This is a genomic window from Lactiplantibacillus sp. 7.2.4 (assembly GCF_018991185.1).
GTDB classification, from domain to species: domain Bacteria; phylum Bacillota; class Bacilli; order Lactobacillales; family Lactobacillaceae; genus Lactiplantibacillus; species Lactiplantibacillus pentosus.
The window spans coordinates 1-22872 of sequence record NZ_JAGYGS010000051.1; the positions used below are offsets into that span (position 1 = coordinate 1).

Annotated in this window: 27 protein-coding genes, 1 tRNA gene and 1 pseudogene; all 29 read right to left on the reverse strand. The window is 42.4% G+C overall.

Features of this window, described 5'->3' with window-relative positions; all coding sequences use genetic code 11:
- Window positions 1-1466, reverse strand: a 1466-nt coding sequence (locus tag KGF70_RS12890; RefSeq protein WP_216786455.1) for a hypothetical protein, incomplete at its 3' end; no start/stop codon positions are given.
- A gap of 84 nt (window positions 1467-1550) precedes the next feature.
- Complete coding sequence (locus KGF70_RS12895; protein ID WP_216769207.1) at window positions 1551-2153, reverse strand: phage tail domain-containing protein; 603 nt, start codon at window positions 2151-2153, stop codon at window positions 1551-1553.
- A 12-nt stretch (window positions 2154-2165) separates the two neighbouring features.
- Window positions 2166-7814, reverse strand: a complete 5649-nt coding sequence (locus KGF70_RS12900) for a phage tail tape measure protein (protein ID WP_216769209.1) — start codon at window positions 7812-7814, stop codon at window positions 2166-2168.
- 14 nt (window positions 7815-7828) lie between these two features.
- On the reverse strand, window positions 7829-8011 hold the full coding sequence (locus tag KGF70_RS12905; RefSeq protein ID WP_050339227.1) for a hypothetical protein: 183 nt from the start codon (window positions 8009-8011) through the stop codon (window positions 7829-7831).
- A 44-nt stretch (window positions 8012-8055) separates the two neighbouring features.
- Window positions 8056-8382: a phage tail tube assembly chaperone gene (locus KGF70_RS12910; RefSeq protein ID WP_050339229.1), complete on the reverse strand. Its 327-nt coding sequence runs from the start codon at window positions 8380-8382 to the stop codon at window positions 8056-8058.
- 15 nt (window positions 8383-8397) lie between these two features.
- Window positions 8398-9282, reverse strand: a complete 885-nt coding sequence (locus KGF70_RS12915) for a hypothetical protein (protein ID WP_159257446.1) — start codon at window positions 9280-9282, stop codon at window positions 8398-8400.
- Window positions 9283-9305: 23 nt separating this feature from the next.
- Entirely contained in the window at window positions 9306-9965 is a 660-nt protein-coding gene (locus tag KGF70_RS12920; RefSeq protein WP_216769210.1) for a phage tail protein, read from the reverse strand.
- A gap of 14 nt (window positions 9966-9979) precedes the next feature.
- Window positions 9980-10354 (reverse strand): DUF806 family protein, encoded by a 375-nt coding sequence (locus KGF70_RS12925; RefSeq protein ID WP_216769211.1) that lies wholly within the window; start codon window positions 10352-10354, stop codon window positions 9980-9982.
- Complete coding sequence (locus tag KGF70_RS12930; RefSeq protein ID WP_050339234.1) at window positions 10351-10788, reverse strand: hypothetical protein; 438 nt, start codon at window positions 10786-10788, stop codon at window positions 10351-10353. The genes KGF70_RS12925 and KGF70_RS12930 overlap by 4 nt, the downstream gene beginning before the upstream one ends.
- The gene (locus tag KGF70_RS12935) at window positions 10781-11128 is read right to left on the reverse strand and encodes a phage head closure protein (protein ID WP_050339235.1); all 348 of its coding nucleotides are present in this window, start codon (window positions 11126-11128) and stop codon (window positions 10781-10783) included. The genes KGF70_RS12930 and KGF70_RS12935 overlap by 8 nt, the downstream gene beginning before the upstream one ends.
- The gene (locus tag KGF70_RS12940) at window positions 11112-11483 is read right to left on the reverse strand and encodes a head-tail connector protein (protein ID WP_159257454.1); all 372 of its coding nucleotides are present in this window, start codon (window positions 11481-11483) and stop codon (window positions 11112-11114) included. The genes KGF70_RS12935 and KGF70_RS12940 overlap by 17 nt, the downstream gene beginning before the upstream one ends.
- Window positions 11484-11508: 25 nt before the next feature.
- Window positions 11509-12702, reverse strand: coding sequence for a phage major capsid protein (locus tag KGF70_RS12945; protein WP_050339236.1), 1194 nt, complete (start codon window positions 12700-12702; stop codon window positions 11509-11511).
- Window positions 12703-13380 (reverse strand): head maturation protease, ClpP-related, encoded by a 678-nt coding sequence (locus KGF70_RS12950; RefSeq protein WP_050339237.1) that lies wholly within the window; start codon window positions 13378-13380, stop codon window positions 12703-12705.
- On the reverse strand, window positions 13377-14549 hold the full coding sequence (locus KGF70_RS12955) for a phage portal protein (protein WP_050339239.1): 1173 nt from the start codon (window positions 14547-14549) through the stop codon (window positions 13377-13379). The genes KGF70_RS12950 and KGF70_RS12955 overlap by 4 nt, the downstream gene beginning before the upstream one ends.
- 5 nt (window positions 14550-14554) lie before the next feature.
- On the reverse strand, window positions 14555-14728 hold the full coding sequence (locus KGF70_RS12960; protein WP_159257459.1) for a hypothetical protein: 174 nt from the start codon (window positions 14726-14728) through the stop codon (window positions 14555-14557).
- An 11-nt stretch (window positions 14729-14739) separates the two neighbouring features.
- Window positions 14740-16617, reverse strand: coding sequence for a terminase TerL endonuclease subunit (locus KGF70_RS12965; protein ID WP_056952840.1), 1878 nt, complete (start codon window positions 16615-16617; stop codon window positions 14740-14742).
- Complete coding sequence (locus tag KGF70_RS17375) at window positions 16610-17110, reverse strand: phage terminase small subunit P27 family (RefSeq protein ID WP_050339241.1); 501 nt, start codon at window positions 17108-17110, stop codon at window positions 16610-16612. The genes KGF70_RS12965 and KGF70_RS17375 overlap by 8 nt, the downstream gene beginning before the upstream one ends.
- Window positions 17111-17210: 100 nt before the next feature.
- Window positions 17211-17675: an HNH endonuclease gene (locus KGF70_RS12975; RefSeq protein ID WP_225351371.1), complete on the reverse strand. Its 465-nt coding sequence runs from the start codon at window positions 17673-17675 to the stop codon at window positions 17211-17213.
- 46 nt (window positions 17676-17721) lie between these two features.
- Complete coding sequence (locus KGF70_RS12980) at window positions 17722-18078, reverse strand: hypothetical protein (RefSeq protein ID WP_216769212.1); 357 nt, start codon at window positions 18076-18078, stop codon at window positions 17722-17724.
- A 134-nt stretch (window positions 18079-18212) separates the two neighbouring features.
- A complete protein-coding gene (locus KGF70_RS12985) occupies window positions 18213-18389 on the reverse strand; it encodes a hypothetical protein (protein ID WP_216748321.1) in 177 nt (58 codons plus the stop codon).
- Window positions 18373-18681, reverse strand: a complete 309-nt coding sequence (locus tag KGF70_RS12990; protein WP_216748320.1) for a hypothetical protein — start codon at window positions 18679-18681, stop codon at window positions 18373-18375. Before KGF70_RS12990 ends, KGF70_RS12985 begins: the two co-directional genes overlap by 17 nt.
- A gap of 306 nt (window positions 18682-18987) precedes the next feature.
- Window positions 18988-19059 (reverse strand) — tRNA-Ile (locus KGF70_RS12995).
- Between the two features lie 700 nt (window positions 19060-19759).
- The gene (locus KGF70_RS13000) at window positions 19760-20188 is read right to left on the reverse strand and encodes a transcriptional regulator (RefSeq protein ID WP_003638317.1); all 429 of its coding nucleotides are present in this window, start codon (window positions 20186-20188) and stop codon (window positions 19760-19762) included.
- 245 nt (window positions 20189-20433) lie between these two features.
- Complete coding sequence (locus KGF70_RS13005) at window positions 20434-20667, reverse strand: hypothetical protein (RefSeq protein WP_216768462.1); 234 nt, start codon at window positions 20665-20667, stop codon at window positions 20434-20436.
- Window positions 20668-20933: 266 nt separating this feature from the next.
- Window positions 20934-21110 (reverse strand): hypothetical protein, encoded by a 177-nt coding sequence (locus KGF70_RS13010; protein ID WP_216768463.1) that lies wholly within the window; start codon window positions 21108-21110, stop codon window positions 20934-20936.
- A gap of 80 nt (window positions 21111-21190) precedes the next feature.
- Window positions 21191-21358 carry a hypothetical protein gene (locus KGF70_RS13015; protein WP_216768489.1) on the reverse strand — a complete coding sequence of 56 codons (168 nt, stop codon included), beginning with the start codon at window positions 21356-21358 and terminating at the stop codon, window positions 21191-21193.
- Window positions 21351-21659, reverse strand: a complete 309-nt coding sequence (locus tag KGF70_RS13020; protein ID WP_050339248.1) for a hypothetical protein — start codon at window positions 21657-21659, stop codon at window positions 21351-21353. Before KGF70_RS13020 ends, KGF70_RS13015 begins: the two co-directional genes overlap by 8 nt.
- A 156-nt stretch (window positions 21660-21815) precedes the next feature.
- Window positions 21816-22529, reverse strand: coding sequence for an ATP-binding protein (locus KGF70_RS13025; protein ID WP_253954810.1), 714 nt, complete (start codon window positions 22527-22529; stop codon window positions 21816-21818).
- A 155-nt stretch (window positions 22530-22684) separates the two neighbouring features.
- Window positions 22685-22872, reverse strand: a pseudogene (locus KGF70_RS13030) (replisome organizer); the annotation flags it as partial.

The following is a 22872-nucleotide window of genomic DNA, read 5'->3' on the forward strand; positions in this document are numbered from 1 at the left end:
GAAGCACTATAGCGCACTTTGCTCTTCACTGTTTTCTTAGTCGTTGAGCTGTCATAATACTTGATTGTTTTTGTGCTAGTCTTCCCCTTGGAAGTCGTTCCATAGCCTTCATAAAGATGAGTGTGAGCAGAGTGTGTACCAATTTGAAGTTGCGCCATTACCTTGCCGCTATCAGTATTATCTTTCAGCATAATCTTGCCACGGCGTGCGCCGTCTTCATCTAATAAGTAAAACTCAATTTTGCCTTTAGCATAAGACTGCTTAACGTGCATTGACATACGCACATCAACTTGCCAATCAGTAGGCGCAGTTGAAAGAGTTCGCATGACAACTGGCCCGTAAAAAGCCGTATAAGAGTGGTTCTTAGCTGTCCCAAAATTAGCAACCTTCTTATTAGTATATGAACCGCTTGAGTTGTATACCTTTACCGTATGTGTCGCCACACGGAACCCACTAGTTGACAGCGTGGCCATCTTGCCATCAACTGAACTGTTCTCCAGTTCAAATGATGTACTAGTTAAGGTGCTCCACCGGTTTCTGGTATCCATAGGGTCATGAAGAATTAACGTATCACCTGTTGCTGCTTCAGTGCCTGTTTCAGTATCAACATCTTCACCAACGTAGCTGTATGATTGCTTGCTATTATATGCGTCATCATAAACAATTCCCGCACGGTTAATGCTTTCAGTTGGTACTACGGTGAATACAGGCTCAGTGGTTGCATTCCCGTCTGGCGTAACGCTGAAAGTTGTACTGTCAGTCAAGATAAATTGAGTGTAGTAAGCCGTGTCTGAGTCATCAAATAGGGTTGTGATCGTAGCGTCTGAGTTCGTGACATAGAACTTGAAGCTGTCAATGGCGATAGTGTCCGTGTTCCCTTGAGATAGATACAAATACAGGCTTTCGGTGGCACTATTCAAAGACGGCCAAGAAAAATCTGTATCAACCGTGCCTTCATAATTTCCATATTCATCAGTGTCATCAGCGTCAGGCGTAACCGTTGCAACAGTATTAGTGGCAACAAGTGCCCCGCTACTATCATACTCAGCTAACTGAATATTGAACGTGTTAGACACGCTGTCTGCGTCACTGTTCCATGAACAATTGAAGTGTGTAGCCGCAGGTTGAGCCTGAATCATCAACTGAAGGCCACTCAGGGTGACACGTTCAGCAAATAGGTTAATGTACAAAGAACAATCAGAAACGCTGGCAATTGACAGCGTGCTTGAGAGCGTTGCTGTCCCTGTTGCCGTCCCTGAATAGGTACTTGTACCGTCAGGGCTATCAATTGCAATTGTTGTCGTAACGTCTTGTGTAGTGCCGTCTGAGTACGTCACCGTAAATGTGGCATAAACTTCACTGGTTGAGCCTACTGAAGTTGTAGCAGTTGCGTCACCTGTAGCGTCACTAGATGTAACTGCTGTAGTAGACGGTGCGTCTATGATGTAGTCAAACTGAAGCTGCACGTCACTGCCCTGAGCGTCTGTGATGAAGTCATCAGCAACACTAGCGCTTTCTACCGCAACACCTTCAGCATAGTCATCACTGCCTTAGTCACGCTGAGTATCAGTGTCATCACCGACTTCATTCACAGTGTCTTCAAGATAATTGCTTGAAGCAACCGTTTTAATATCCAAAGCGTCATCACTTAGCTGTAAAAGCTTACCTGAAGTGTAGTAACGTGGATAAACCCAGTGCTGTGCACCAAAGCCATGTGGGTCACTACATTTGAAAGTAATTGTGAAAGTTGCCATATAATAGCTTGCTTCATCAGTCCATGACGGTGTAGATACATCAGTAACATGGCCAAAATAAACAATAATCCCATCATTGTTGTCACCTGACCAAGTAATAGGCTGCTCTTCTTCATCAGCTTTATCACTCCAAAGACCTTCACTAATATCACGCATAATCTGATATACGTCATCAGATTTGTCTGCAATAACAGTGCACTCAGCCGTGAGCTGAAGCCCACCATACGAATTAGACATGTAACCCAGTCCCACACGGCCGGGAATTGTCTGCGTATTTTCAGTGATGTCAGGCGTTAAGTTTCTGGTGAATTTATTTACCAAGAAACCCATATCATAATTGGTCAAAGTACCAATACTCAAAATGTTATTAGACTGAAAATCACTGCTTGTTAATTCCAAAGATCACCCCTCCTAGTCTGTTGCAAAGTTTTTAATCCTAGTCTGTTTCTTAGATACACTCTTGTTAATCTTGTAAATGTCGTTCTTAGTCAGCGCTGTATCATATTGCGCAGTGTACAGATTATCAAGGCCATCTACCACTTTTTGAAGCAATGCTGTAATGGTAGAATCACTAGCACTTGAAGTTGATGATGTACCACTAGCTGCGCTCAACTTATTCTTATCACGTGAAGCAAACATTGTGGCAACTTGACCAAGCAACTCATAACCACGGCTACCCTTTTGAGAACTCATAGGAATAATGGCTTCCAATTGGTTGCCTTCAGAAATGTGAGCAAGTTTCTCAGTATTGCTGAAACCTCCGTTAGCATAGCGTTTATGGCCAGTTGGTCCCCACCCACCAGATACGCTAATATCAGATAACCAGCTTGAATCATTAAACATTGCGGCAATCTGAGAAGCACCATGTCTGATGTTATTCGGGTATTTATGACCTGACTTAGTCGGTAACCAAGCTTTAAATGTCGGTTCAATGTACTGCAACAATCCAATTGACGGGTGCCCAGCTTTTGCATTAGAATCCCAATCATTCTCAACAGTAGGGCTACCATTTGACTCTTGTTTAATTCGACTCAATACAGCTGACATACCGCTAGAAGTTAGATCAACATTCATATTTGCAGCAACTTTTCGAATCACTGGCTTCCAACGTGTTACCCCTGAGCCAGTGGGGTTATTAGCGTTGCCGCTGCTACCACCATTAATTGCTGAAGCAAGTTTTTTGAAGCTCTTTTCAGCATTTTTGATGACTGACTTACCAACGTTGTTGTATGCCTTATTCCAAGTGCTTGACTTCACCCAGCCCTTATTAGGAACTTTAATGCTAGTCATGCCACTCAACATTTTTTCAACTGTTTTAATAGGGTGACTGATTGCAGATTTTATTGTCTTACTTAGGCTCTTATATATCTTGATTGCATTTTTAGTGAGTGACTTTACAAAGCTAGACAACGTGTCAGTCCCGCTTGCAAAGCCCGGCAATACTTTGCCTTCACCATAACCACCATTTAAAACTTTGGCACTGTCTTTAGCGTTCAGAATGTGTTCATCAGAGTAGACCTGTGTTACTTCAGCCCCCTGAGTACCAAGCAAGCGCATGGTTCCCCGTGTAGGGCTGTAGGCTAATTCTGTACCTTCTTCACCAACAAGTGCCGTTCCAGTCTTGCCTACGGTGCCATTACCAGTACCTTTTGCATACGTCATGCCACCCACTTTAGTCATGGTGGTATGATACTTGGCAGTTGAACCACTCACACCAGTAAGCCACTTGATTTTACTAAGCCATTTGATAAAGCCTGAGAAGATGTTTGATGAGCCACTTGCACCTTTACCAGCAGCTTCAATGGTATTATTGCCTTGCTTGACCATATGCGTTGTAACGCCCTTAGATTGACTCTTGGCCGTCTTAACAACCGACTTTTCTTGAGCAGAAATTTGAGACTCAGTTTTTTCCTTAGTCTGTTTTGCAGCAGATACAGAATTTTTGTACTGAGTATTTGCTTCATCAGTCAGCTTTTTGCGCATTTTAACAGCATAATCGCTATTACCTGTGTAAGTCTTCTTGGCAAACGCAATAATGTCATCACGCTTGTTGGCAGCGGTCTTCTTTTCAGATTTGTAATCATCTTCAGCTTGTTGAATGTTCTTCTTAGCTGTTCGATATGATTCACTGATCAGTTTGTCTGCCATTTGCTTTGATATTTTACCATTAGAAGACTTCAGCTTAGACATAATGGCTTCTTGCTTCTTGCTGCTGCTAGTCAGCGTCTTTGAAATGGTTTTTGCTAGGTCAGATTCTTTATCAGCGTATTTTTTAGCATAATCAGAAACAATGCTCTGCCGCTTTTTTGCATACTTCTTGCTAGTTCTGTTAACAGCCTTGCCTTCTTGTACAGAAAGCTGTTCACGCTTGGCTTTATAAGACTTTTGAATCTTGTTAATGCCCTTTTGACCGCTGTACTCAATGCCGTCAAGAGTGACTGTCTGGCCACGTTTTATTTTTGCAATGTTACTCTTTTCTTCAGTGGCCATTGAGCTACGTTTTCCGCTGTATTTACTTTCAACCTTGTTGATTGCTTTGTTGCGGTTCGTAGTTTCGGTTTCCAGCCGCTTAGTTTCCTGCTTGGTAATCTTTTTAATACTTGAAGCAGCGTTTTTAGCACTCTTAGTAGTCTCACTATAATGCGACTTGACTAGCTTTTCTGTTTTAGCTAAATCACTCTTGCTAATTAGGCCATTTTTGTACATCTTTTTAGCCTGAGCAAGTTGGCTCTTAGCCTGTTTTGCACTACTATTCTTAACTTGCTTGTACAAGCTGTTGACACTAGCAATAATGCTTTTTTTAGCAGAGTTGAAGCTGGTCTTGTCATAGCTGACGCTGAGCTTCAAGCGGCTCTTGTTAATTGTCTTGAAGGAAGCGTTAGCCTTCTTTACAGAGCTTTGAACCGACTTAGGCAGTGAGCTGAAGGTCTTTTGTAATTCTTTGGCCTTCTTAGCAGCTTTTGTGAGCTTAACAACAGTCTCAGTTGTACCGTCAGCCTTAACCACGGTCTTAATCGTGTGAGTCTTGTTGTACTTATTCAGCTTATCTATGCTCTTTTTAGAAGCTGAGATAAGCTTGCTAGTAGTCTTGCTGCCTCCAAGTGCGTCACCGATTGAAGCGCCTAACGCTAAACCAGCAACCGTACCAAGACCGGGAACGACAGAGCCCAGAGCCGCACCAATTCCACCGCCAAGCACCGTACCAATACTTTTTGCGCCAGCCTTAGTTTTAGTCTTTGTGTTAGAACTGGTCAAAGAAGTATAAATATTCTTGCCAAGATTAATACCTTCAGCAGCTAACGCCACAACATTGACTGCCTTCAGAGCGACTGAACCCACCTTGCTAACCACACTACGTGAAGCAGTAAGCAACTTAGACCAGCGGCCAGTTTTAGTGACCACACCTTCAGTAGCCGTTTCAGCCTTCTCTACGTTTTTAGCAGTCTTGGCCGTTTCCTTTTCAGCTTTTGACCAGCTACTACTACCAGTAGAAGTAGACGTAGTACTGACCGTATCTTCAACTTCACTGGTGACGCTACTTGAAGAGCCTACCGCTTCTTTTTCCTTTAACGCCACTGTAAGACGCTTCACAGCACCTGTTTCAGTGTTAATTGCAGCAGTTTCTTCAGTAGCAGTCACAGCTACCTTTGATTTTGAGCTCTTGAACAAGTCAAAAAGCCCTGACCATTTACTTTTTAGTGAAGTAGCAAATGTTAGTAATTTCTTGCTGGCAAAATATGTAATCAATACGCCACCAACAGCTTTTAGCGCTGTTTGATGTTTGGCAATTTTCCCTAGAATACCGTTGATGTCTTCCAATACACCGCTAGAATTTTTGCCATTCTTATGTACAACTCCAAACATTGTACCGATAGTCTTCAGTGTGCCAGCGAAAACTGACCATGCACCTTTAGCAATCAGCCCAGTGATTGTACCCAGATTGTTAACAATCCCAGCTAACGCAGATGAATGCTTAGCTAAATAGCCGAACAGATCAGCAATCTTATTAGCCAAGCTCCCCACAGCTTTACCTAACTGCTTTAGTCCTGCCATTGTCTGCGTATTGTAAAACGTCTTTGTTAACTCTTTTGATGACTTATAAAGTGCTGGCAATAAATTTTTACCCAGCAAAGTGATCAGCGCTTGCCCTGCCTGCTTAAATTGAGCATAGGCATTCTTAGCAGTCTTCATGTTAGCTTTGGCCAGTGACGCAACATAAGTGCCCTTCTCACCAGCAGCACCAATTTTTTTAGTTAGGTTGCCAAGTTGATTAGCATTCTCAGAAAGGATTGAAGCAGCATTCATTCCAGTTGTGCCAAAAATAGCTTTGAAGAATGCGTTCTTCTTAACCGTGCCCCAATTTTTGGTTTTGTCGTTAATCTGAGTGAAAATGTTGCTCATTGACTTTAAGTTACCATTTGAGTTTTTGACTTGAATACCATACTTTTTGAGTGCTGAAGCGTTGCTTGAAAGTGAAGTCAAAACTTTACGGACACCAGTTCCGGCCTTGTCCGCTTCCAAGCCCCGATTACTAAGCACACCAAGCATTGCAGACGTTGATGATAAGCTAACGCCAGTTGTCTTTGCAATCGAACCGACATACTCCATACCCTTACCTAAGCTATGAAAATCTGTGGCGGTCATATCAGCCGTGTAAGCTAATTCGTTAACAACTTTCTTTGTGTTAGCCGTCATCTTGGCTGTATTGTTGGTCTTCATACCAAAAGACTCAATAACTTGAGATGATACTGAAACGACATCAGAGAATTTATCACCCGTTGCAACAGACGCTTGAAGTTCAGACTTCATAACTGCTACAGCTTCTTTTGCGGTATGGCCACGTTTGACCAGATCAAGATAAGCTTCAGCAATTGATGATTGTGATTTACCGTACTTCACTGAGTATTTTGTTGCGTCTGACTGCATTTTTGCAACCTGCTTAGCAGTTGACTTGGCACTTTCACCACCTTTAACTAAAACGTTTGTAACAGTCTTATAAGTGGTTTGTAAGTCAGAAGCTTTCTTAGTACCGCTGACCGTTGCAGCCCCCAGCCCAGCAGTTGCTGCCGTAACTGTCAGAATTGCATTGCGGTAACGTGAAAAAGTAGAGCTTATCTTAGAAGCGGTCTTAGAAGCCGTGTCACGCACTTTAGTCATGCCAGTGGACATTTTACCGTACCGACTATTTAAGCTACGCATTTCACTTGCCTGCTTGTTATAAGCAGTGGTGAGCTTATTAATGCGGGTACGCTGTTCCTGAGCTTTATCAGAACTTGTGCCGTAACGGGCATTAAGACTGCTAAGCAAGCTTTTTTCTTTGGTCAGTTGTTCATCAAGCAAAGTATGCTCTTTTTTCAGACCGCTAAGCTTGGCTTTTTGAGCACTATAGACATTGCCTTCAGATTTGAGCTTGTCTACATAGCTAGATGTTTCTTCTCTGGTTCTCTTGATAGCGGCTTTTACTTGAGTAATGCCCGTCTTGTAAAGTTCAGCCTTCTCATTAGCCCTTTGCTGTTGCGCAGTCAGTGACGCAATCTCTTTGCGGGTTCTTGTTACCTGAGTAGTAGCTTGATTTAAATACTTGCGTGTATTTTCATACTTAGAATTGGCCTTTGAAACAACGTTCACTTGTGATTTATAACTTGATTCTAGGCTCTCTACATTACTCTTTAGCTTCTTGTAGGCGCTCGAATTAGTCCCCAGACTTTCCTTGACCTGCTCAAGCCGTTCTTTTTCGGACTTTAGCTTTGTGCCTACGCTGCTAAGTGCTTCAGATTCTTTCTTCAGTGTGTCTTCCTGCCGGTTAAAAGAACTAGTGAGTTCCTTGACCTGCTCTCTTGATTGCTGAAGAATTTCTTTCTCCACTTTTAATTGCTGAGCAAGCTTCTTAGCTTTCTCACTGTATGCTTCAGTAGTGTTACCTGCTGACCGCATTTCTTTGAAGCTTGCGTTCGTGTCGCTTTTTAAGAAACGCAACTGTTCCCGCATTTGCTTAATTGCAGTCTTGAAGCTGCTCTGTTCAATATCAAATCTGAACCGATAGCCTGAAATTGTTTCCATTATTTTCCCCCTTCCTACGCTTTGATAGAACCACCAATTGACAAGCCTGCACTGCGTAGTGCAGCAAGTGGGTCTTGTGCCCGCTCTTCACGTGGTTTGGCCAGCATAACCCGATTAATTTTGAAGAAGTCTTCACTCTCATAAACACTGATAGGAATACCCATTTGAATCATGGCCTGCTGATAGTTATAGTCCATGTCTTCAAGTGCATTTTTTGTTTCACGCAGCCTTTTGCGGGCGGCTATTTTTTTGCCTTTTCCTCCGTTGGAGACATAGGCTGTGCACCAAAGATAGCGGCTGAAACATCAGCAAAAGCGTTTTGCGTTTCAACAAAGCCTGCGTCCCAGATACGATCAATTTGTTTTTCATTGAGTTTGAAAACATCAGCCAAGAAGTCAATGACTTCACCAATCATTGAAATTTGACCTGATAAGGCTACATCTTCACTGTCAGCCGCTTCACTTGCATTAGCTGTCTTGGCAACTTGCAGGGCGTTGCGGGCGATACGGTTAGTGATAGTTACATTGACAGTCTTCTTAATTCCTACGTTGTTTAAAGTTAATTTCATGGTTAATTTCTCCTTCTATTTGACCTGATTAATTGCGTGCACATACTTTGCTGAGCACCGGTGTTCATCTACAAAGCTTAAATCTGTTTTGAACGGTGTTTTTCGTACATATTGACCCTTAAAAAATAAGTGATCAGAATCACTTTTAACCACGCCGGCATTATGTAAAATCTTAGTTTCTTTATACTTCTTTACATCATCAGTGGCCATGCAAAAATCAAGCTCATGATCTACTAGTACACCAATATTGAAATACATCAAATTCCATAACTGCGCCCACATCTCAGCAGTCCATGCTTGAATGTTGCTATCAGCCTGCTGAAGCAAGCTATATAGCGGCGTGCAGTCCTTATAAACCTTTTCCCAGTATTCAATAGTGGGTTGAACAATGAACCACTGAGCGCCGCCAGAATTGCCGTTAATGGTTTCTAGCGATGAGACTGTAACCCCGATTAGGTAAGCCATTTTATGTAGTAACTTTTCCCCGTTCTTGCGGCTACGAATGTAGTCAAGATTCAAATATCCATTGCAGTTGCTTGCCACCCAGCAATTAGGCTTTGCAGGCAATTTGCTAATGTTTGGCTTCTCACGAAAAATCACATCAGAATCCATGTAGAAATACGTCTCATATTGGCGTGAACTGTCTTCTTCCAAGAACTTCCACCAAAGATACGGCTTAACACTTGGAATGTATTGCTTGTCCCCACGTTCGTCTCTGTAGACATGCACTTCTACACCGTACTTGTCAGCAAAGAACTGTGGAATTTTATTGTTGTGTGACGTAAAGAGCAGAATAATATCTGCTGGTTTAACGTGATTGCTGTCAATCAGGTTGGTCAAACACACTTCAAGTTCCCACTTAAAACGTTGAATTGCTGGTTGACATAGAATATAGTGCATATCGCTTTCTTCCCTTCTTTAAACTAGGCTACAGTAGTAGTGCTAGTAGTCGTAGTTGAAGCGGCTACAGTCGTAGTAGTCGTTGTGTCACTGCTTGCTTGCGGGAAAATGGTATTTAACACATCTGATTCTTCATAACCGTCTGCGTCAGACCAAGCAATCACACCATAGTCACCGTCTTCATTGCCAAGTGGCGTATAAGTTAATGCGTCAGTGACGCGGTTTTCAGTATCTTGATCAGTTGCAAGTGATAAATCACCGGGCGTCATGATACCTTTATAGAAGCCAAAAATGATGTCACCACCGTCATCAGTGTTTGAATATACGGCCATTGCCAAGTTCACAGGGTCACCTTCAAAGTTGAACATGCCATCACCAAGGTCTTCACGGCCAAGAATCTTATTCAACGTTTCATAGTTGAAAGCGTTGACGGTAAGAGCAATGCTTGGTTGTGCCTTACCGACAGACATCTTAACCCGTGTGTTGTTACCATAAACTGAAGTGGTTGAACCGGCTAAACCGGTTAATGAAGCGGCGTTTGCACCTAAGTCTTCAGAAACAGTGACAGTGTAAATACCGTCCCCGCTATCGTTTAAACCACCTGAAGTGATTACTTTGTTGTTGTCGTCCAATAATGCTAACTTGGCTTTTTGTAAGCCAATATATCCACCTTTTGCACCCATTTTGTATATTCCTCCTAGTTCGATTTTCTAAATTTAATCGTTTGTATAATATTTTTCGTGTCTGGCGTTATTGCGTGGCCACCGATACTAAAAAAGTGATACCCGTTATTGGACATCACTACTTTTAGGCTCTCTTCAATTGTGTTCATGTCCTGACCATAATCAGCAGGATAATAGAACTGAATTTGAACTTCATCATAGGCTTTAACCGCAACACCATTGCCGTATACATATGTATCAACGTCTATTTCAGTTACTAAAATGATAGGGGCGTTATCTACCCAGTCGCTATCAGCAATTTTATAAGCGTGAATATTTGAAGAATCTATATTCACCAGAGTTGCTGTATTTGCTTTGAGCAGCGCCACCACTTTTGAAGCGGGGGTCATTTTTTCACCTTCTTATCAATGGCGTTTTTGACACCGTTAATCATAATTTTTTGAACAGCAGACTTGCTTTCAAGCCGTGTGAGCTCCCAGAAATGAAGCCCCTCTACATGAGAGTGAGTCTGCTTATTTCTATCTTTAACCGTCCACCCGTCATTTAGGAAACGGCCAATATAGGCTTTCTTGCTCTCTTTAGAAAAGCCGTCTTCTACGGTGCCATTCAATGCGTTAATGTGCATGATGAATGCAGAACGCAAGTGAACCGTACCGCCACCGTATACATGAGCACTCTTTGGTATGCGATCATCACTAAGCATTACCGTTTTGAAAGCGTCCGCTGCTTTAGTGTTGATTTTCAGACGCTCTGTAGTGCTCAGTCCAGTCTCAAGGCTGGCCATAAGGTTATCTAACGACTCAGAATCAAGCTCATTAGCCATGAGTTACCACATACTTTCTAACTGTAACCAAGTCATAACTAACGGCTGTACTGTCATCAGATGAAATGCTAACAACGCTGTACAAATCGCCGTCAAACTTAACCTTCATCTGGTCATTGATCTTATCGGTATGCCTTATGACTATAACTGACGTATCTTCAAGTGTAGTACCGGCCACTTCAACCTGTTGAGAAAATGAACGACTGTAGCGCCCTGCATATCGTGAAAATGAAGCTTGAAACACGTCAATAGAATCACCAGTATTAGGGTTAACTTCATCACCCGCCACCATTTCACCAAACTCTGCCCGCTTATTCAGTCGGTTAGCTTTCAGTTGCATCGTCCACCTCCGACTTAATACGATATTTAATACTATTGATAAAGTACAAATAAGCAGGCGGGTAAGCTAATTCACTGTCTGATAGGCCACCACGGTTGTTATAAGTGAAGTCTACCAACGTTCTAACAGCCTGATTGAACAAGGCGTTAGCACGATACACGCTGACATCAATAGAGTCATCTATTTTACTGATGACATCTACTTCAGCCATTGAGATTAGCGTGGCCAGCAAATTATCCTGTTCATCAACAGACAGATATTCTTGCATATCAGCAACGGTCACACCGCTGGTAGTCGCTACAGTCGTTGTAGTGGTTGTTTCTGCTACAGTCGTAGTCTCTGTTGTTTCAGACATTAGCAGCCCTCCTTGCAGTTATAAACTAGGCTGCCGTAGTGGTGGTAGTCGTATTAGTTGAAGCCGCAGTAGTCGTAGTGGTCGTTGATTCTACATCTGAGACGGTTAAGAAGTAACCGGCCTTAGAATCAGCTTGCTGTGCACCAAACCGCATGACAGCACCTAAATATTGACCATAGGTAGGGTTATCAATCCATGATAATGAAATTTCTTTGCGATCAGGGAAGAGCACCGCACGCTTCAGGTCACCAACAAAGGCTTTTGCTTCACCGTCAGTACCTAGCAGGCTGTCATTGACAACCTTCACGGGAACGCCTAACAAAACGCCGCCTGAAGGTTCTGTAATACTTTGGTGAAGTAAATATTGGCCGTTCTTGTCCTTCAAGGTATCAAGAACTTGGTACATGCTTTGGCTGGCAACAATCGTGCGCGCATAGCCAGTATCAAGATCAACATTCAAGATGTGCTTGATAGCGTCAACTAAGTCACTTGATTCTGCTGAAACCGCCGTGAATGATTGTAATACCGGTGCAATGGCCTTGTTAACCGTATTGACCTTCTTTTCACCGATAGAGTGGCCAATTAAAGAAGTCACGTCTACTTCAGCGTCATCAATTGACTCTTCAGAAATTGGTAATGCACCACGGTAAGTAGAAACTGACCAATCAACTTCATCAAATTCTGGTGCAGCTAGTTCAGGGTTAGCCTTCAATTCTTCAGTTGAAGCTAAGGAATCATCTGCCCGCTTCAAAATTGGATAAGTCCCCTTCTTAGTAGTTACAGGCAACTTAGTAACTAAAGTTGATAAGTCAACAACCGTGTTAATTTCAGCCGTAGGGTCATAGATGATTGTTTCTGGCACTAACGGTTCAACAACCGTTGACGTCACAGCAGTTGCAGCGTCATCTGAAATTTTACGGCCACGGCTATGTACAAAGTCATTAATAGCAGTCTTTTGCTTTTCCAGATTGCTCTTCTTAGGCGTTAAGTCTTTGCCTTTCTTGTCTAACACTGGTTGTGGTTCAGCGTCGTTGTCCTTGTCGTCTTCAGCTAACTGTTCACGCAAAGCATTGCGTTGTACTTTCGCATTATGTAATTCGTTCTTGATCACCTTAAAATCTTTTTCATTGAAGCTGTCATCAACTAATGCGGCTTGTAATTGTGCGTTTAAATCGCTGCACTTATCACTAATTTGCCGGTATTTTGCTTGTAAATCCATTTATAAATCCTCCTTTAAAATCTCTAGCTTTTGTTGTGTTAAAGACAGCTTTGCACTGTCTTCCTGCTTCTTTTGTTGCTTGTGGTACATGGTCTTCACTTTGTTCATCAGCTTAATTGGTATCTGTGGCACGGCGTTGAACACCGCTTCTTTTGAGTAGTCAATAATTTCATCAACTAAGCCAAGATCAAGAGCGTCTTGTGGTGTCAACCAGCTTTCTTTATCCATTAATTGCAAAAACTCATCAGTAGTACGGCCAGTTTTGGCTGCATAAACCCCAGCAATTGTGCGGTTAGTAGCTTCTAACATGCCTGAACTTTTATCCATATCATGATAGTCACCGTCTGCGCTTGAAGAAGCATTGTGAATCATCATCTGAGCGGCAGGACTGATACGAACTGTGTCACCAGCCATTGCAATAATCGTGGCCGCACTATATGCAGAGCTACTAATCTTTGTAGTTACCTTGCCCTTGTAGTCTTTTAACGCCGTATAAATTTGAGCAGCAGGGTCAACTTCACCACCAAAGCTGTTAATGTCAACGACTACATCACTGCCGTCACTTGGCAAATTATCAATGATGTCTTTAGGTGAAACCACCGTCATACCAATATAGTCACGATAGATGTCAGCGTCATCATCATTTGTGATTACTCCATTGACGTTTAAAACGTTCATTCTTTCTCACCTCCTTTCAATGTTGAAGTAGTCCCCGTTGCCGGTGCTTTAAACTCTGGCAAATTCAGCGGTAAATAGCCTTTTGACTTCAAGTAGAACTCAGCTTGCCCTTGATCAATCGCCCCGCTTGTAACCAGTGCATTGACTTGGTTCACAAGCACGGTGTCATTTGCGTCTTGGATAGTCTTGGTGTCAATTGTCAAATCAGGCACCGCAAGCTTGAGCTTTAATTCTTCAACTAGCGGGTAAATGTACGAGTTTAAATTTGAAAGGTACACAGAATTAACCTGAGAAATGTTACTGTGATTGCTTTCAGTAGAAGTACCACCACCCAGCACATCACTAGGAACGCCAAACGCTTTAGAAATTTGATCAGCACTAAAGTTTGAGTTCTCCGTGAGCACAGAGAAAACGTCTGTTTTCATTTCATACGGGCTATATTCCATGCTGTCAGTCAAGACCATGACTCTACCTGCGTTATTGCCAGCGTTCGCATTCTCAAACTCTTCTCGTGCTGACTTCAAATCAGCAGCATTGCCGATAAAATTGGATAGTTTCAATGTCCCTGAAGGGGCAATTTGACTATCTAATGCTTTACCATTTGAGCGATACGTCTTTTCGGCAATATCAAGCGCACCCTTCAGACTTTCTAGCGGTGAACGCCCTACCAGATACCGATAGCGTGCGTCAGGGCTCAATCTAAAGTGAAGCATTTGTGACTGCGGCAAAATCATTTCTGGCCGGTCATTATTGGCCATAACAGTGTACGTGATACCTTGATTGCCTGAATTGTAATTAATTTGAACATCAGACGGCGGCACGTGTTCCCACTGGTTGCCATTCAATGGCACATAAGCATTACCTGCTAACAGCAATTGAATAATTACACCTTGCCAAAAAGAAAAGCGTCCAATCAAAGGATTAGGGCGCTCAAGAAGGTCTAAAACCGCTGTATTTTCCGTGCTCAGCCTTGCACTGGCAATGTCGCTGGCAATTCGGACTACAACCGCATAAACGTCAGTGTTATTAAAAGCACTGCGTGCGGGTGTATAGCTAATTGGATTACCAGCGATATTAGTCACAAAGGTGGGCTGCTCACTAGTGCTAGGATAGCTCATGTCATTGCGAATTTTTGGCCGTCTGTAATTGCTTGGTGTCATCAATCCCATTTATCTCACCCCCTTTCATGTGCATAGGCCAAAGCCATTGTGATCAGGGCAAGACCGGCCACCAGAAGGCCAAGAGTGAAATTGACATTAAAGGCTGCTAAGTCAAGAAATGTTAATCCTGCAATGAACAGAATTACAGATAACCAGTTAGCTAAAAAGAAGCCAATAGCTTTCATCACTTTCAGTATCATCACCCCCCAAACATTGCTTTGAAGAAGTCCGCACGCTCACTGTGATTCAAATTATTCAAAGGGTTGTAGCCTTCATCTGGCCTGTAGCCTTTAAAATAATCCATTGCTTGTGAGTATGCGTTGATCAGTGCGTCTGTCGTATCAATGTGCTCACTGACCCAGTTTTGACGGTCAATCTTGATTGCACCACCCCTGTCTTCAACAAGTACAGCGTTGTTCAAGCCGTCTGTCATGAGCGGGTCATCAATCATTTTAATATTGCCGTTTATGAACTGTGTCTGAAATTCTTTAGTAGGCACAGACAACTTATAAGAAGTAGGTGCTAAAGTCAGCAGTGGCCATTCTGGTTGATAATTTTCAATCATTTTAACGAACCAAGCAGCTAAGTTAGGGTCGGCAACTACCGCTTTTATCTTTAACTGGTGCTGATAAACGTAATCTACCAGCCATTGGTAAACCTGTTGCTGGTTAATTGTCCCAGCAGGGTTTCTAGTGACTTCGCAGAGATGACGTTCAGCAAGTTGCCGATAATTTAACCCGTCCTGTTTCTCTTTAGCACCAATGGACTTAGCGGCCGCAAACGGAATGAAGCTGTACTGCTGAGCGTAGAACCGGTTGCTCTTTCCTACCTGATAAGGGTAAATCAATCCAAAAGACGTATTATCATTGGTCTGGCTTGCGTCAAAACCAACGTATACTTCACGATTGTCAACGTCAAAGCCGTCAATAATATTGTTCTTGATATTCTCAAGAGAGATGAAGCTATTTTGAAAGCGGCGGCTCCACACGTTAAGCGACTTGTTCACGAATGAAGCAAGCTCACCTTCACGCTCTTGCTTATCTCTAAGCTTGATAAGGCCGTCTAACAACTGGTCTTTAAGTTCAGGGTGTCCCAGCAACGGGTTTGACTTCTCCCAGAGTTCAGGACTGAAGACTTCACTATCATTGTCTTGGCTATAAATCATCATGAAAGTATCTTCAGCGTCGCGCAGGCTGTCTTGTCGCATTATTTTGCGCATAACGTCCTGATCATTCTTGAATTTAACTTTGACATTAGGATAAGCGGTTGAAATTTCAAGAAAAAGACGGTTACTGATTTTTGACTGTCCCGAAATAATCTGGTTAACACTTTCGTTCATCTTAGGCTGCAAGTTTCCAATTTCATCAAACACAGCAATTAGGTTGTGGTAACTATCAAATCCCCCTGCCTGTGCTGAACCAATACGAATAGTGTTCTTGTTCTTATGGCCAATTACCTGACGTGTTTGAGCTTCAACGCCTTGCTTTGCAGCGTCTTCTTTAAAATCAGGCGACTTGATAATCACTTGAGCTTGCAAAGAAACGTAGTCAAAAAGCTTTTTAGCGTGTTCATTGTCATAGCTTGCCACAAGAAAATCTTGCGAGCTGGCCTGTAGACCAATCACAAAATAGCTGAAATTAACCAAGATTGAAGCAAGCCAAGTCTTCCCTTGTTGCCGTGCGATTGAAACAATTCCAGTATGGAATCTGCTACCTTTATGCACAGGATCACGCCAGCCAATCAAGTTATCCAAGATAAAAGACTGCCACGGCATAGGATTGATTAGCGTATGAATGTCTGTAGGGTCAGGAATGGTACGGGCAAAGTATTCTATTGCGTTCACCATGTCTAAATTGTAGATATACGGAAAATCTTCATCACCCTGACGCAGTAGATCGTTCAGGTGACGAATACAGCCAAGCTGAGTATCTTGACCAGTTATGTATTTATCAGTGAAGAGTACGTCATAGGCGTACTGTGTGGCAGCGTCAGGATAATCTGACAGCAGTGCCTTATAAGTAGGCTCTTCTTCAATAATGGCTTGCTTGATGTCTTCTACTCCAACATAATCAGACACTGAACTTCACCACCTTCAACGGGGTGCTTTTGGCACTGTCGTCTTCATCATCATGAGTTTCTGCAAGTACCTGTCCACTCCGTGCGTCAAATGAGAGTCCTAAGTCAGCGCCTAGACTCTTCAGAGTCCTTGCAGCCGTTTCAACCGTCACAAGTGCTGGTGAACGTTTTACGGGTATGCCGTCATCATTAGAGATATACTCACCATATTCTTCAAGCTTCTCTTCAGCACTCCGATAGTACCCATATTCAGAGCAAAATAACTCTAAACTGGTACGGTCTAACTGCTTCACTTTGTTCAATTTTCTCAATTCAGGTACTAAGACTTTCCACAGTGCCCTCCCGTACCCGTTTAAGTGGCGTGGGGGTGTCAATTGAATATCAGCAAGCCCGCTTTGAATTTTTGAAATTTTCTTATCTTCTTCATGAATCTCTTTATGATAATCACCGTCATGAGTGACTTTGCGCTTTCTTCCTGCATGTTTTTCATTCACTAGTATCACCACCTTGATCAACCTTTTAATTTTCGCAGTTTTGTTTGTTTTTGAGAGTGCTTGTGTGAGCTCTCCCTGAGCTTCATAGGCGGGGGGGTTTTCAGTGCTTGTGTGCTAAAATCCACTCTCTGCAGCTCTCTTTGTTCCACTGAGTCGCAACATCTAAATTTGAAATAAAATTTTCATCTCCGTCTTCATAAATGTCTTGCTCAAGCTGTCCTTTCCAATAGTGGCAACTATAGCAGAGCACCCAGAGATTGTTGCTGTCTAATTGCTTGCGCTTGTCTATCCGTCTTGGTGTGATATGGTCTACAACTAGCTTTCCTTTACCAAGAGCAGTATGGCCACAGCATTCACATGTCATGTACGCTCTCTCTTTAGCAACTCTGCTAAGCTTGCGCCATGCCACACTGTGATAGAAAGCATTGGCTTCCTTGTCACGATAGTTGTGGTTGTAATCCTTGCTGAGTTGCTTGCGTTCCCACTTGTTGTAGTGCTGATAAGGTCTAGGCTTGTAACAACTAGCGTGCTTAGCACAGAAAGGATTCTCTTGCTCATAACTCACCAGCTCATTACAACCTGACATGCGACAGACTTTCATTCTCATAACATCACCGGCATAAGTCTACATACACATTAATGTTGTTATCTGTACCGTCATTCGTGTAATCATAGTTTACAGGGTAATTAGCGTTATAGAACGCTTCAGCAATCTGTAACACTTTGAACCGGCTCAGCATTGGTTTGGTTGAACTAAATAGTAAATACTTGGTAGTGAAGTCTAACGCCACATCTGCTACTTCCTTGTTTACTTTCTCCCAGTCTTCAGCAGTCATAACGTCATAGGCTCTCTTGTGGAATGATAGTGAATCTAGCTTGAGCGGGCTGCCACTGATTTGTGCATAGCTCTCCTTCACTTCGCCAAGTACGTCATCTACATTATCTGCTGTAATTGCTTTGAGTTTCATTACTTGTCAGCTCCTTTGCTGTTATTGTGTTCTTGTAATTGATTAGCACGCACGGTTAAGAGTACGAATTGCCATGAGTCTGCATAGTTCAAACCTGATGTCCTTGACCATGATGTAGGCACTCAATTAGCTCATCACTCTTTGGAACATTTGCAGGTAATTCCATGCTGCACCTCCTTATTTTTCTCCAAACTAAAAGCGCCATGCTTTTTTGCACGACGCTTGTCTTTACACCATTTATCTAAGTGGGCATCCATCTCCGCTTCTTGTGGCGTGACGTAGCCGTATTTGGTTTTAATCAACTTTACCATGGGGTACCTCGTCATCAATTATCTTAGCCAGTCGTCTCAACTCACTAAAACTAATCGCCATTGCTACGCTGTCACCGCTAACATCATCGGTAGCTAGCAAGAATCCGTTTGATGGATTAATGACTACACTTAGTTCTTCGCCATAGCCATCTTTATAGTTGAAGCTTTGTTGCTTTTTAGCATGCTTTGCAATTTGGGGATGTTGCTTAATATACTTATTAAGCCCACGTTCCATGTCTTGAAACGTTTTCCGGAAATCACTTGCGATAGCTTGACCGTCTTTAATATTCATTGTGATTCCTCCTAATCGTATATACTAAAAAAGCCTGACGTAAGTCAGACTTATGTATTGCTGTCTCATAAGATGGCGATCCCATTAATCAACAATACGATTTCATATAATACTATATCTCACATTATTTGAGTTGTAATACGCACTAAAGTACTTCACAAAAAAACTCCCGCCAATAAGCGAGAGCAGTTTGAAGGATTTTAGTTTGAGCAATCAAAGAAATTCGTGAGTATCTAGGCCGCTAAACTAATAAACTATGCCAGCGGTGAGAGGAGCGCTCTCACTCTCCCTAATGTCCGCTGGCAATATTCCTGGCTGGCATCGAACCAGCGACCTCCCAATTATAAGTTGGGCGCTCTGCCACTGAGCTGCGGGAATATGCGCTACCCGGGGCTTGAATCCGGCTAGCAATTACTGAGAAGGCATGAAGGCTATCGCCTCCAATGCATCTAATTATGTTCGTTACCACAGCGCGCCTGTTCCTGCAGGCAATCTGGTGGCCGTTTGATTGCGCGTCTTATGTAAGCGCCGTCCAGTTTTCCACGCTGAATGGCAAGCAAGTAAGCTGAGTTATCGTTGATTCAAATGATTTCACGCACTATCGCTTGCATGCTTACTTGCTTAATGTGCTTGGTAGGGATTTGCACACTACATGGCTGCCAGACTAATTAACGGCACAAGCACAGCCAATGTAAACAAGACGATGGGAGTTCATGTTATGAAGTTAATTCCAAACACGACTCCAGCCACATCTCAAGCTTTCAGCAGTTTAGTGACTTGCTTGGGTCAATGTGATTGGTGTGGAATCGAACCACACACGGATTCAAACCGCCTTTCTTCTGGTAGATCATCACCAGTTACAAGCACACGTTATACAGTTTTAGCCTTCATGAGTGACCATGCTGTATAACTATATCGCTGGTAGGCCTCGAACCTACATCCCATTGTGGCTTACCAATTAGCCCACAGCGACTACCAGTCTGTAATTTGGAGGATTACTTCATGCACGTCAATCACATTTGGCATACTACTAATTTATCACGTTTTTAGGGGTCGAAAGTGCCAAAATAGTGCCAACTTAGTCAATATCATAAAGACCAAAACCTTTTGCACATTCCTTAATGAAACTATTCTTTAATCTAAACGCATTACGACGACTAACGTTAATTAGGTGGTTTGCAATAAGACCATCGATTGTATACTGCGGTCGTTTACGAAAATACAACTCATTAATAATGACTTCCGTATCCTTGCCAGCATCATCCAAGCAGTCAGTAATCACGTTTTGTTGTCGCCTTAAGGTATTAATGCACCGATCATCGTCAATTGTAATCAATATGTCTAACGTCTGGCTACCATATTTATATTGTGCCTTGCCTCCACCCACGTTGTCATCAGCCGGTTTCACCGGGTATCGCAATTCTTGTTCACGGTCTTCGATATATTTGTCAATCTTCGGGTAGTCTCGCAAGATATCTTCCACTTTGCGGATAGTTGAAAGTCGCAAACTAATTCCTCCTTGTAGTCATTAATCATAGCACTGTCAGCAATAGCAATACTTTTTTGTAAAATTGTTATTTTTGATGTAAACTTACTTTGTAAGCGTTCTATACGCTTCCCCCAGCCCTACATTTTCCCTAATCAGTGTAGGGTTTTTAATTATCCAGTAACGTTGCAATGCTTTGGTAATTGTAGTAGAATTTGCCTATTCCAAGTAAGTAAACGTAGTCAGCAATGGCTGCGTTTTTTTATTTAACCAATCGAAGTATCAGCATTGCCTACGATATAAAATGCTCGATCTGGGTATACATCTAGCCAGTCACCAATGCCTGCATACCTGTTTTCAACAGCGAGTCCACTGACGCCCGCTTGATTAGTAGTGTCAATCACCAGCACAACTTCACCGTTATTCACGTTAACCAACACATCATGTTTCTTAATTAAAGTACCTTCATCATCAACTCGTGGTTCAATTTCTTTTGTCATTGTTCATCCTCCTATAAAATAAGAATTTTATTTAATAATCCATCTAACAAATCTACTTTTCTTAAGCTTCACTGAATAGTAATGTGTCAAAAAGTTCATCATAGCAGCTTGTCCAATCAGGTTTGAACCTGGCCGTTTAAGTACCAGATACAATAATGAAAGCTCGATCATCGTCACTAATCAAATTTCCATACACAAATGTCCCATCGTAATTAGCATTAATGACTTTCATGTTTTCAGTACTAATCGTTGGAATACCCCTAAACTTAATCATCGTCACCACCTCCTTGCGAATAATCAGTGCCCATATAAGGTTCGTCTAAATGTTCCAACTCATATAAAGCAATCTTAATTCCTTTGACATCCTCGAAACGTCCCTCATTCCAGCTATCAATAATGACATTGTTAAGCCGCTTACGTAATTCTTTCATTTCATCGGTCATCGTTACTACCTCCAATCGCTAGCAAGCCTGTGCCAATTGACTTAAAAGCCATTCTATTACTTCATCTGATTCACTCATTTTCAATCCTCCCCGAACGCTTCAAACGCCCGCTTATTAATGTTGTATGGCTCATATTCCTTAGCTAATTGCTTACTATCCAGCGTTTTAGCTGTGTTCGCTTCGGCATGTTGCTTCATGCGCCGGTGCTTCCACTTAATCGTTGAACGCTTCTTAGTGTGTTTAGGCATTCTCGTCCTCCGTAATGTAGTATTTGTTTTCGTCAATCGCACGAATACGATTATCAAGCCAAGCGTTACTGTGTTTTAGCTCCTGAGACGTCCTAGTTTTACCCTGCTTGCCTTCCATGACTAATTTAATGGCATTATACTGGGTACGCGTAATCTCCATGTAATCGCCTGATACGGTCTTAATTCCAGGCATCTTATGCAAGTTAGCTAATTTGCTCTCAGGCACGTTAGCCATGCTGCCATATCTCACTTCTAGCTTATGAATTACTTCCAGCTCTTTCGACCAATTTTTGCTTGTCATAAACAATCTTCCTTTCAAACTCTTGTTCATATTGTTTATGTTTATTATTCACACAGTTAGGACATGGGTCAAATGTGAAACCATAACTCCCAAGTGGTTGTTGAACGACTTTACTACCATGACATAATTCACAACTCATACACTTCTCGCTCCTTTCTATTCAACTAATCCGCGGTGGTCTGGAATATTTGCAAACGTGATTCCATTATTAACACCGTGGTTTTTCATTCTGCTTAATGTTCTGTCACCATATCTTGCAGTTAAGTCGCTACCAATTAAGTTAGTGGTCACAATCACCGTCTTGTTTTCTCGGTCACGCCAGAATGCATCCGCCAAATCTAACGAATACTCGGTGCCACGTTCACTACCAAAATCATCTAAAATAACGACATCAGCGTTCTTTATCTCAGCCATGGTTTTATTGATTTGTTTTGCCATCTGATCGTCATTAAAAGACTGTTTCTTGCGTTCGATAAGTTCACGCCAGTCAATAAAGATAATTTTCCAACTAAAGAACGTTTCAACTGGCTTGCCATTCTTCATCACAGTCTTTAATAACTTGTAACCAGACCGCTCTAATATCCAGTACATCATGCCTACAGCAAGGTGCGTCTTCCCACGCCCTGTTGCACCAATCATCAACGTGTGGATTGTTTCACCGTTAATAATGCGATTAGCTATCGTACGACTACGCTCTAAGACTTGTTTGCTAGCATCACTCGATACTGTATAATTACTAAAGCGACGGTTAAAGACATCAAAATTGCTAAAAATACTGTAGGTATTAATATAGCCTAGCGCTTCGTTTTTATGTGCGGATGCTGTCAGGGCTTTGTTATCTGGTATTTCACGGTGGTTAATGTCTTCCATATAGCCGCAACTAGGGCACGCGCCGGCCATTTTTTGGCCCGTGCGCTTGTTTAAAATCTGTGGTCGTAGTAACGGTTTCCCACAAACGGGACAGTTAACCCCATAGGTTTCAAACACCTTAGACATTAGGTTAGTGACTACATCGCCTACGGTCTTTACCATGGCTGGTCACTATCCTTAACTTCTCTACCCTCAAGGGTAAAACCGTTAGACCGACCACTTCCTGAACGTCCAAATTCTTTCCGTGGTTGATTTAATTGGCTTTGCCCTTGTTTGTCCCTTTTAGCCCAGTTGCGGATGGTTGCCAGATAGTTCTTATACGTCTTACCATTCATACTGCAAT

Bases quoted from the DNA above. Each gene is read 5' to 3' on its own strand.
- KGF70_RS13015 (WP_216768489.1), bottom strand. From the start codon at position 21,358: ATGCCTAAACACACTAAGAAGCGTTCAACGATTAAGTGGAAGCACCGG.
- KGF70_RS12920 (WP_216769210.1), bottom strand. From the start codon at position 9,965: ATGGGTGCAAAAGGTGGATATATTGGCTTACAAAAAGCCAAGTTAGCA.
- KGF70_RS12985 (WP_216748321.1), bottom strand. From the start codon at position 18,389: ATGGTAAAGTTGATTAAAACCAAATACGGCTACGTCACGCCACAAGAA.
- KGF70_RS12935 (WP_050339235.1), bottom strand. From the start codon at position 11,128: ATGCAACTGAAAGCTAACCGACTGAATAAGCGGGCAGAGTTTGGTGAA.
- KGF70_RS12980 (WP_216769212.1), bottom strand. From the start codon at position 18,078: ATGAAACTCAAAGCAATTACAGCAGATAATGTAGATGACGTACTTGGC.
- KGF70_RS12910 (WP_050339229.1), bottom strand. From the start codon at position 8,382: ATGAAATTAACTTTAAACAACGTAGGAATTAAGAAGACTGTCAATGTA.
- KGF70_RS12930 (WP_050339234.1), bottom strand. From the start codon at position 10,788: ATGGCTAATGAGCTTGATTCTGAGTCGTTAGATAACCTTATGGCCAGC.
- KGF70_RS12940 (WP_159257454.1), bottom strand. From the start codon at position 11,483: ATGTCTGAAACAACAGAGACTACGACTGTAGCAGAAACAACCACTACA.
- KGF70_RS13010 (WP_216768463.1), bottom strand. From the start codon at position 21,110: ATGACCGATGAAATGAAAGAATTACGTAAGCGGCTTAACAATGTCATT.
- KGF70_RS12945 (WP_050339236.1), bottom strand. From the start codon at position 12,702: ATGGATTTACAAGCAAAATACCGGCAAATTAGTGATAAGTGCAGCGAT.
- KGF70_RS12950 (WP_050339237.1), bottom strand. From the start codon at position 13,380: ATGAACGTTTTAAACGTCAATGGAGTAATCACAAATGATGATGACGCT.
- KGF70_RS12925 (WP_216769211.1), bottom strand. From the start codon at position 10,354: ATGACCCCCGCTTCAAAAGTGGTGGCGCTGCTCAAAGCAAATACAGCA.
- KGF70_RS13020 (WP_050339248.1), bottom strand. From the start codon at position 21,659: ATGACAAGCAAAAATTGGTCGAAAGAGCTGGAAGTAATTCATAAGCTA.
- KGF70_RS12905 (WP_050339227.1), bottom strand. From the start codon at position 8,011: ATGGACTATAACTATCAGCAGGCCATGATTCAAATGGGTATTCCTATC.
- KGF70_RS12915 (WP_159257446.1), bottom strand. From the start codon at position 9,282: ATGCACTATATTCTATGTCAACCAGCAATTCAACGTTTTAAGTGGGAA.
- KGF70_RS12955 (WP_050339239.1), bottom strand. From the start codon at position 14,549: ATGGGATTGATGACACCAAGCAATTACAGACGGCCAAAAATTCGCAAT.
- KGF70_RS12900 (WP_216769209.1), bottom strand. From the start codon at position 7,814: ATGGAAACAATTTCAGGCTATCGGTTCAGATTTGATATTGAACAGAGC.
- KGF70_RS12990 (WP_216748320.1), bottom strand. From the start codon at position 18,681: ATGAATATTAAAGACGGTCAAGCTATCGCAAGTGATTTCCGGAAAACG.
- KGF70_RS13005 (WP_216768462.1), bottom strand. From the start codon at position 20,667: ATGACAAAAGAAATTGAACCACGAGTTGATGATGAAGGTACTTTAATT.
- KGF70_RS13025 (WP_253954810.1), bottom strand. From the start codon at position 22,529: ATGGAAGACATTAACCACCGTGAAATACCAGATAACAAAGCCCTGACA.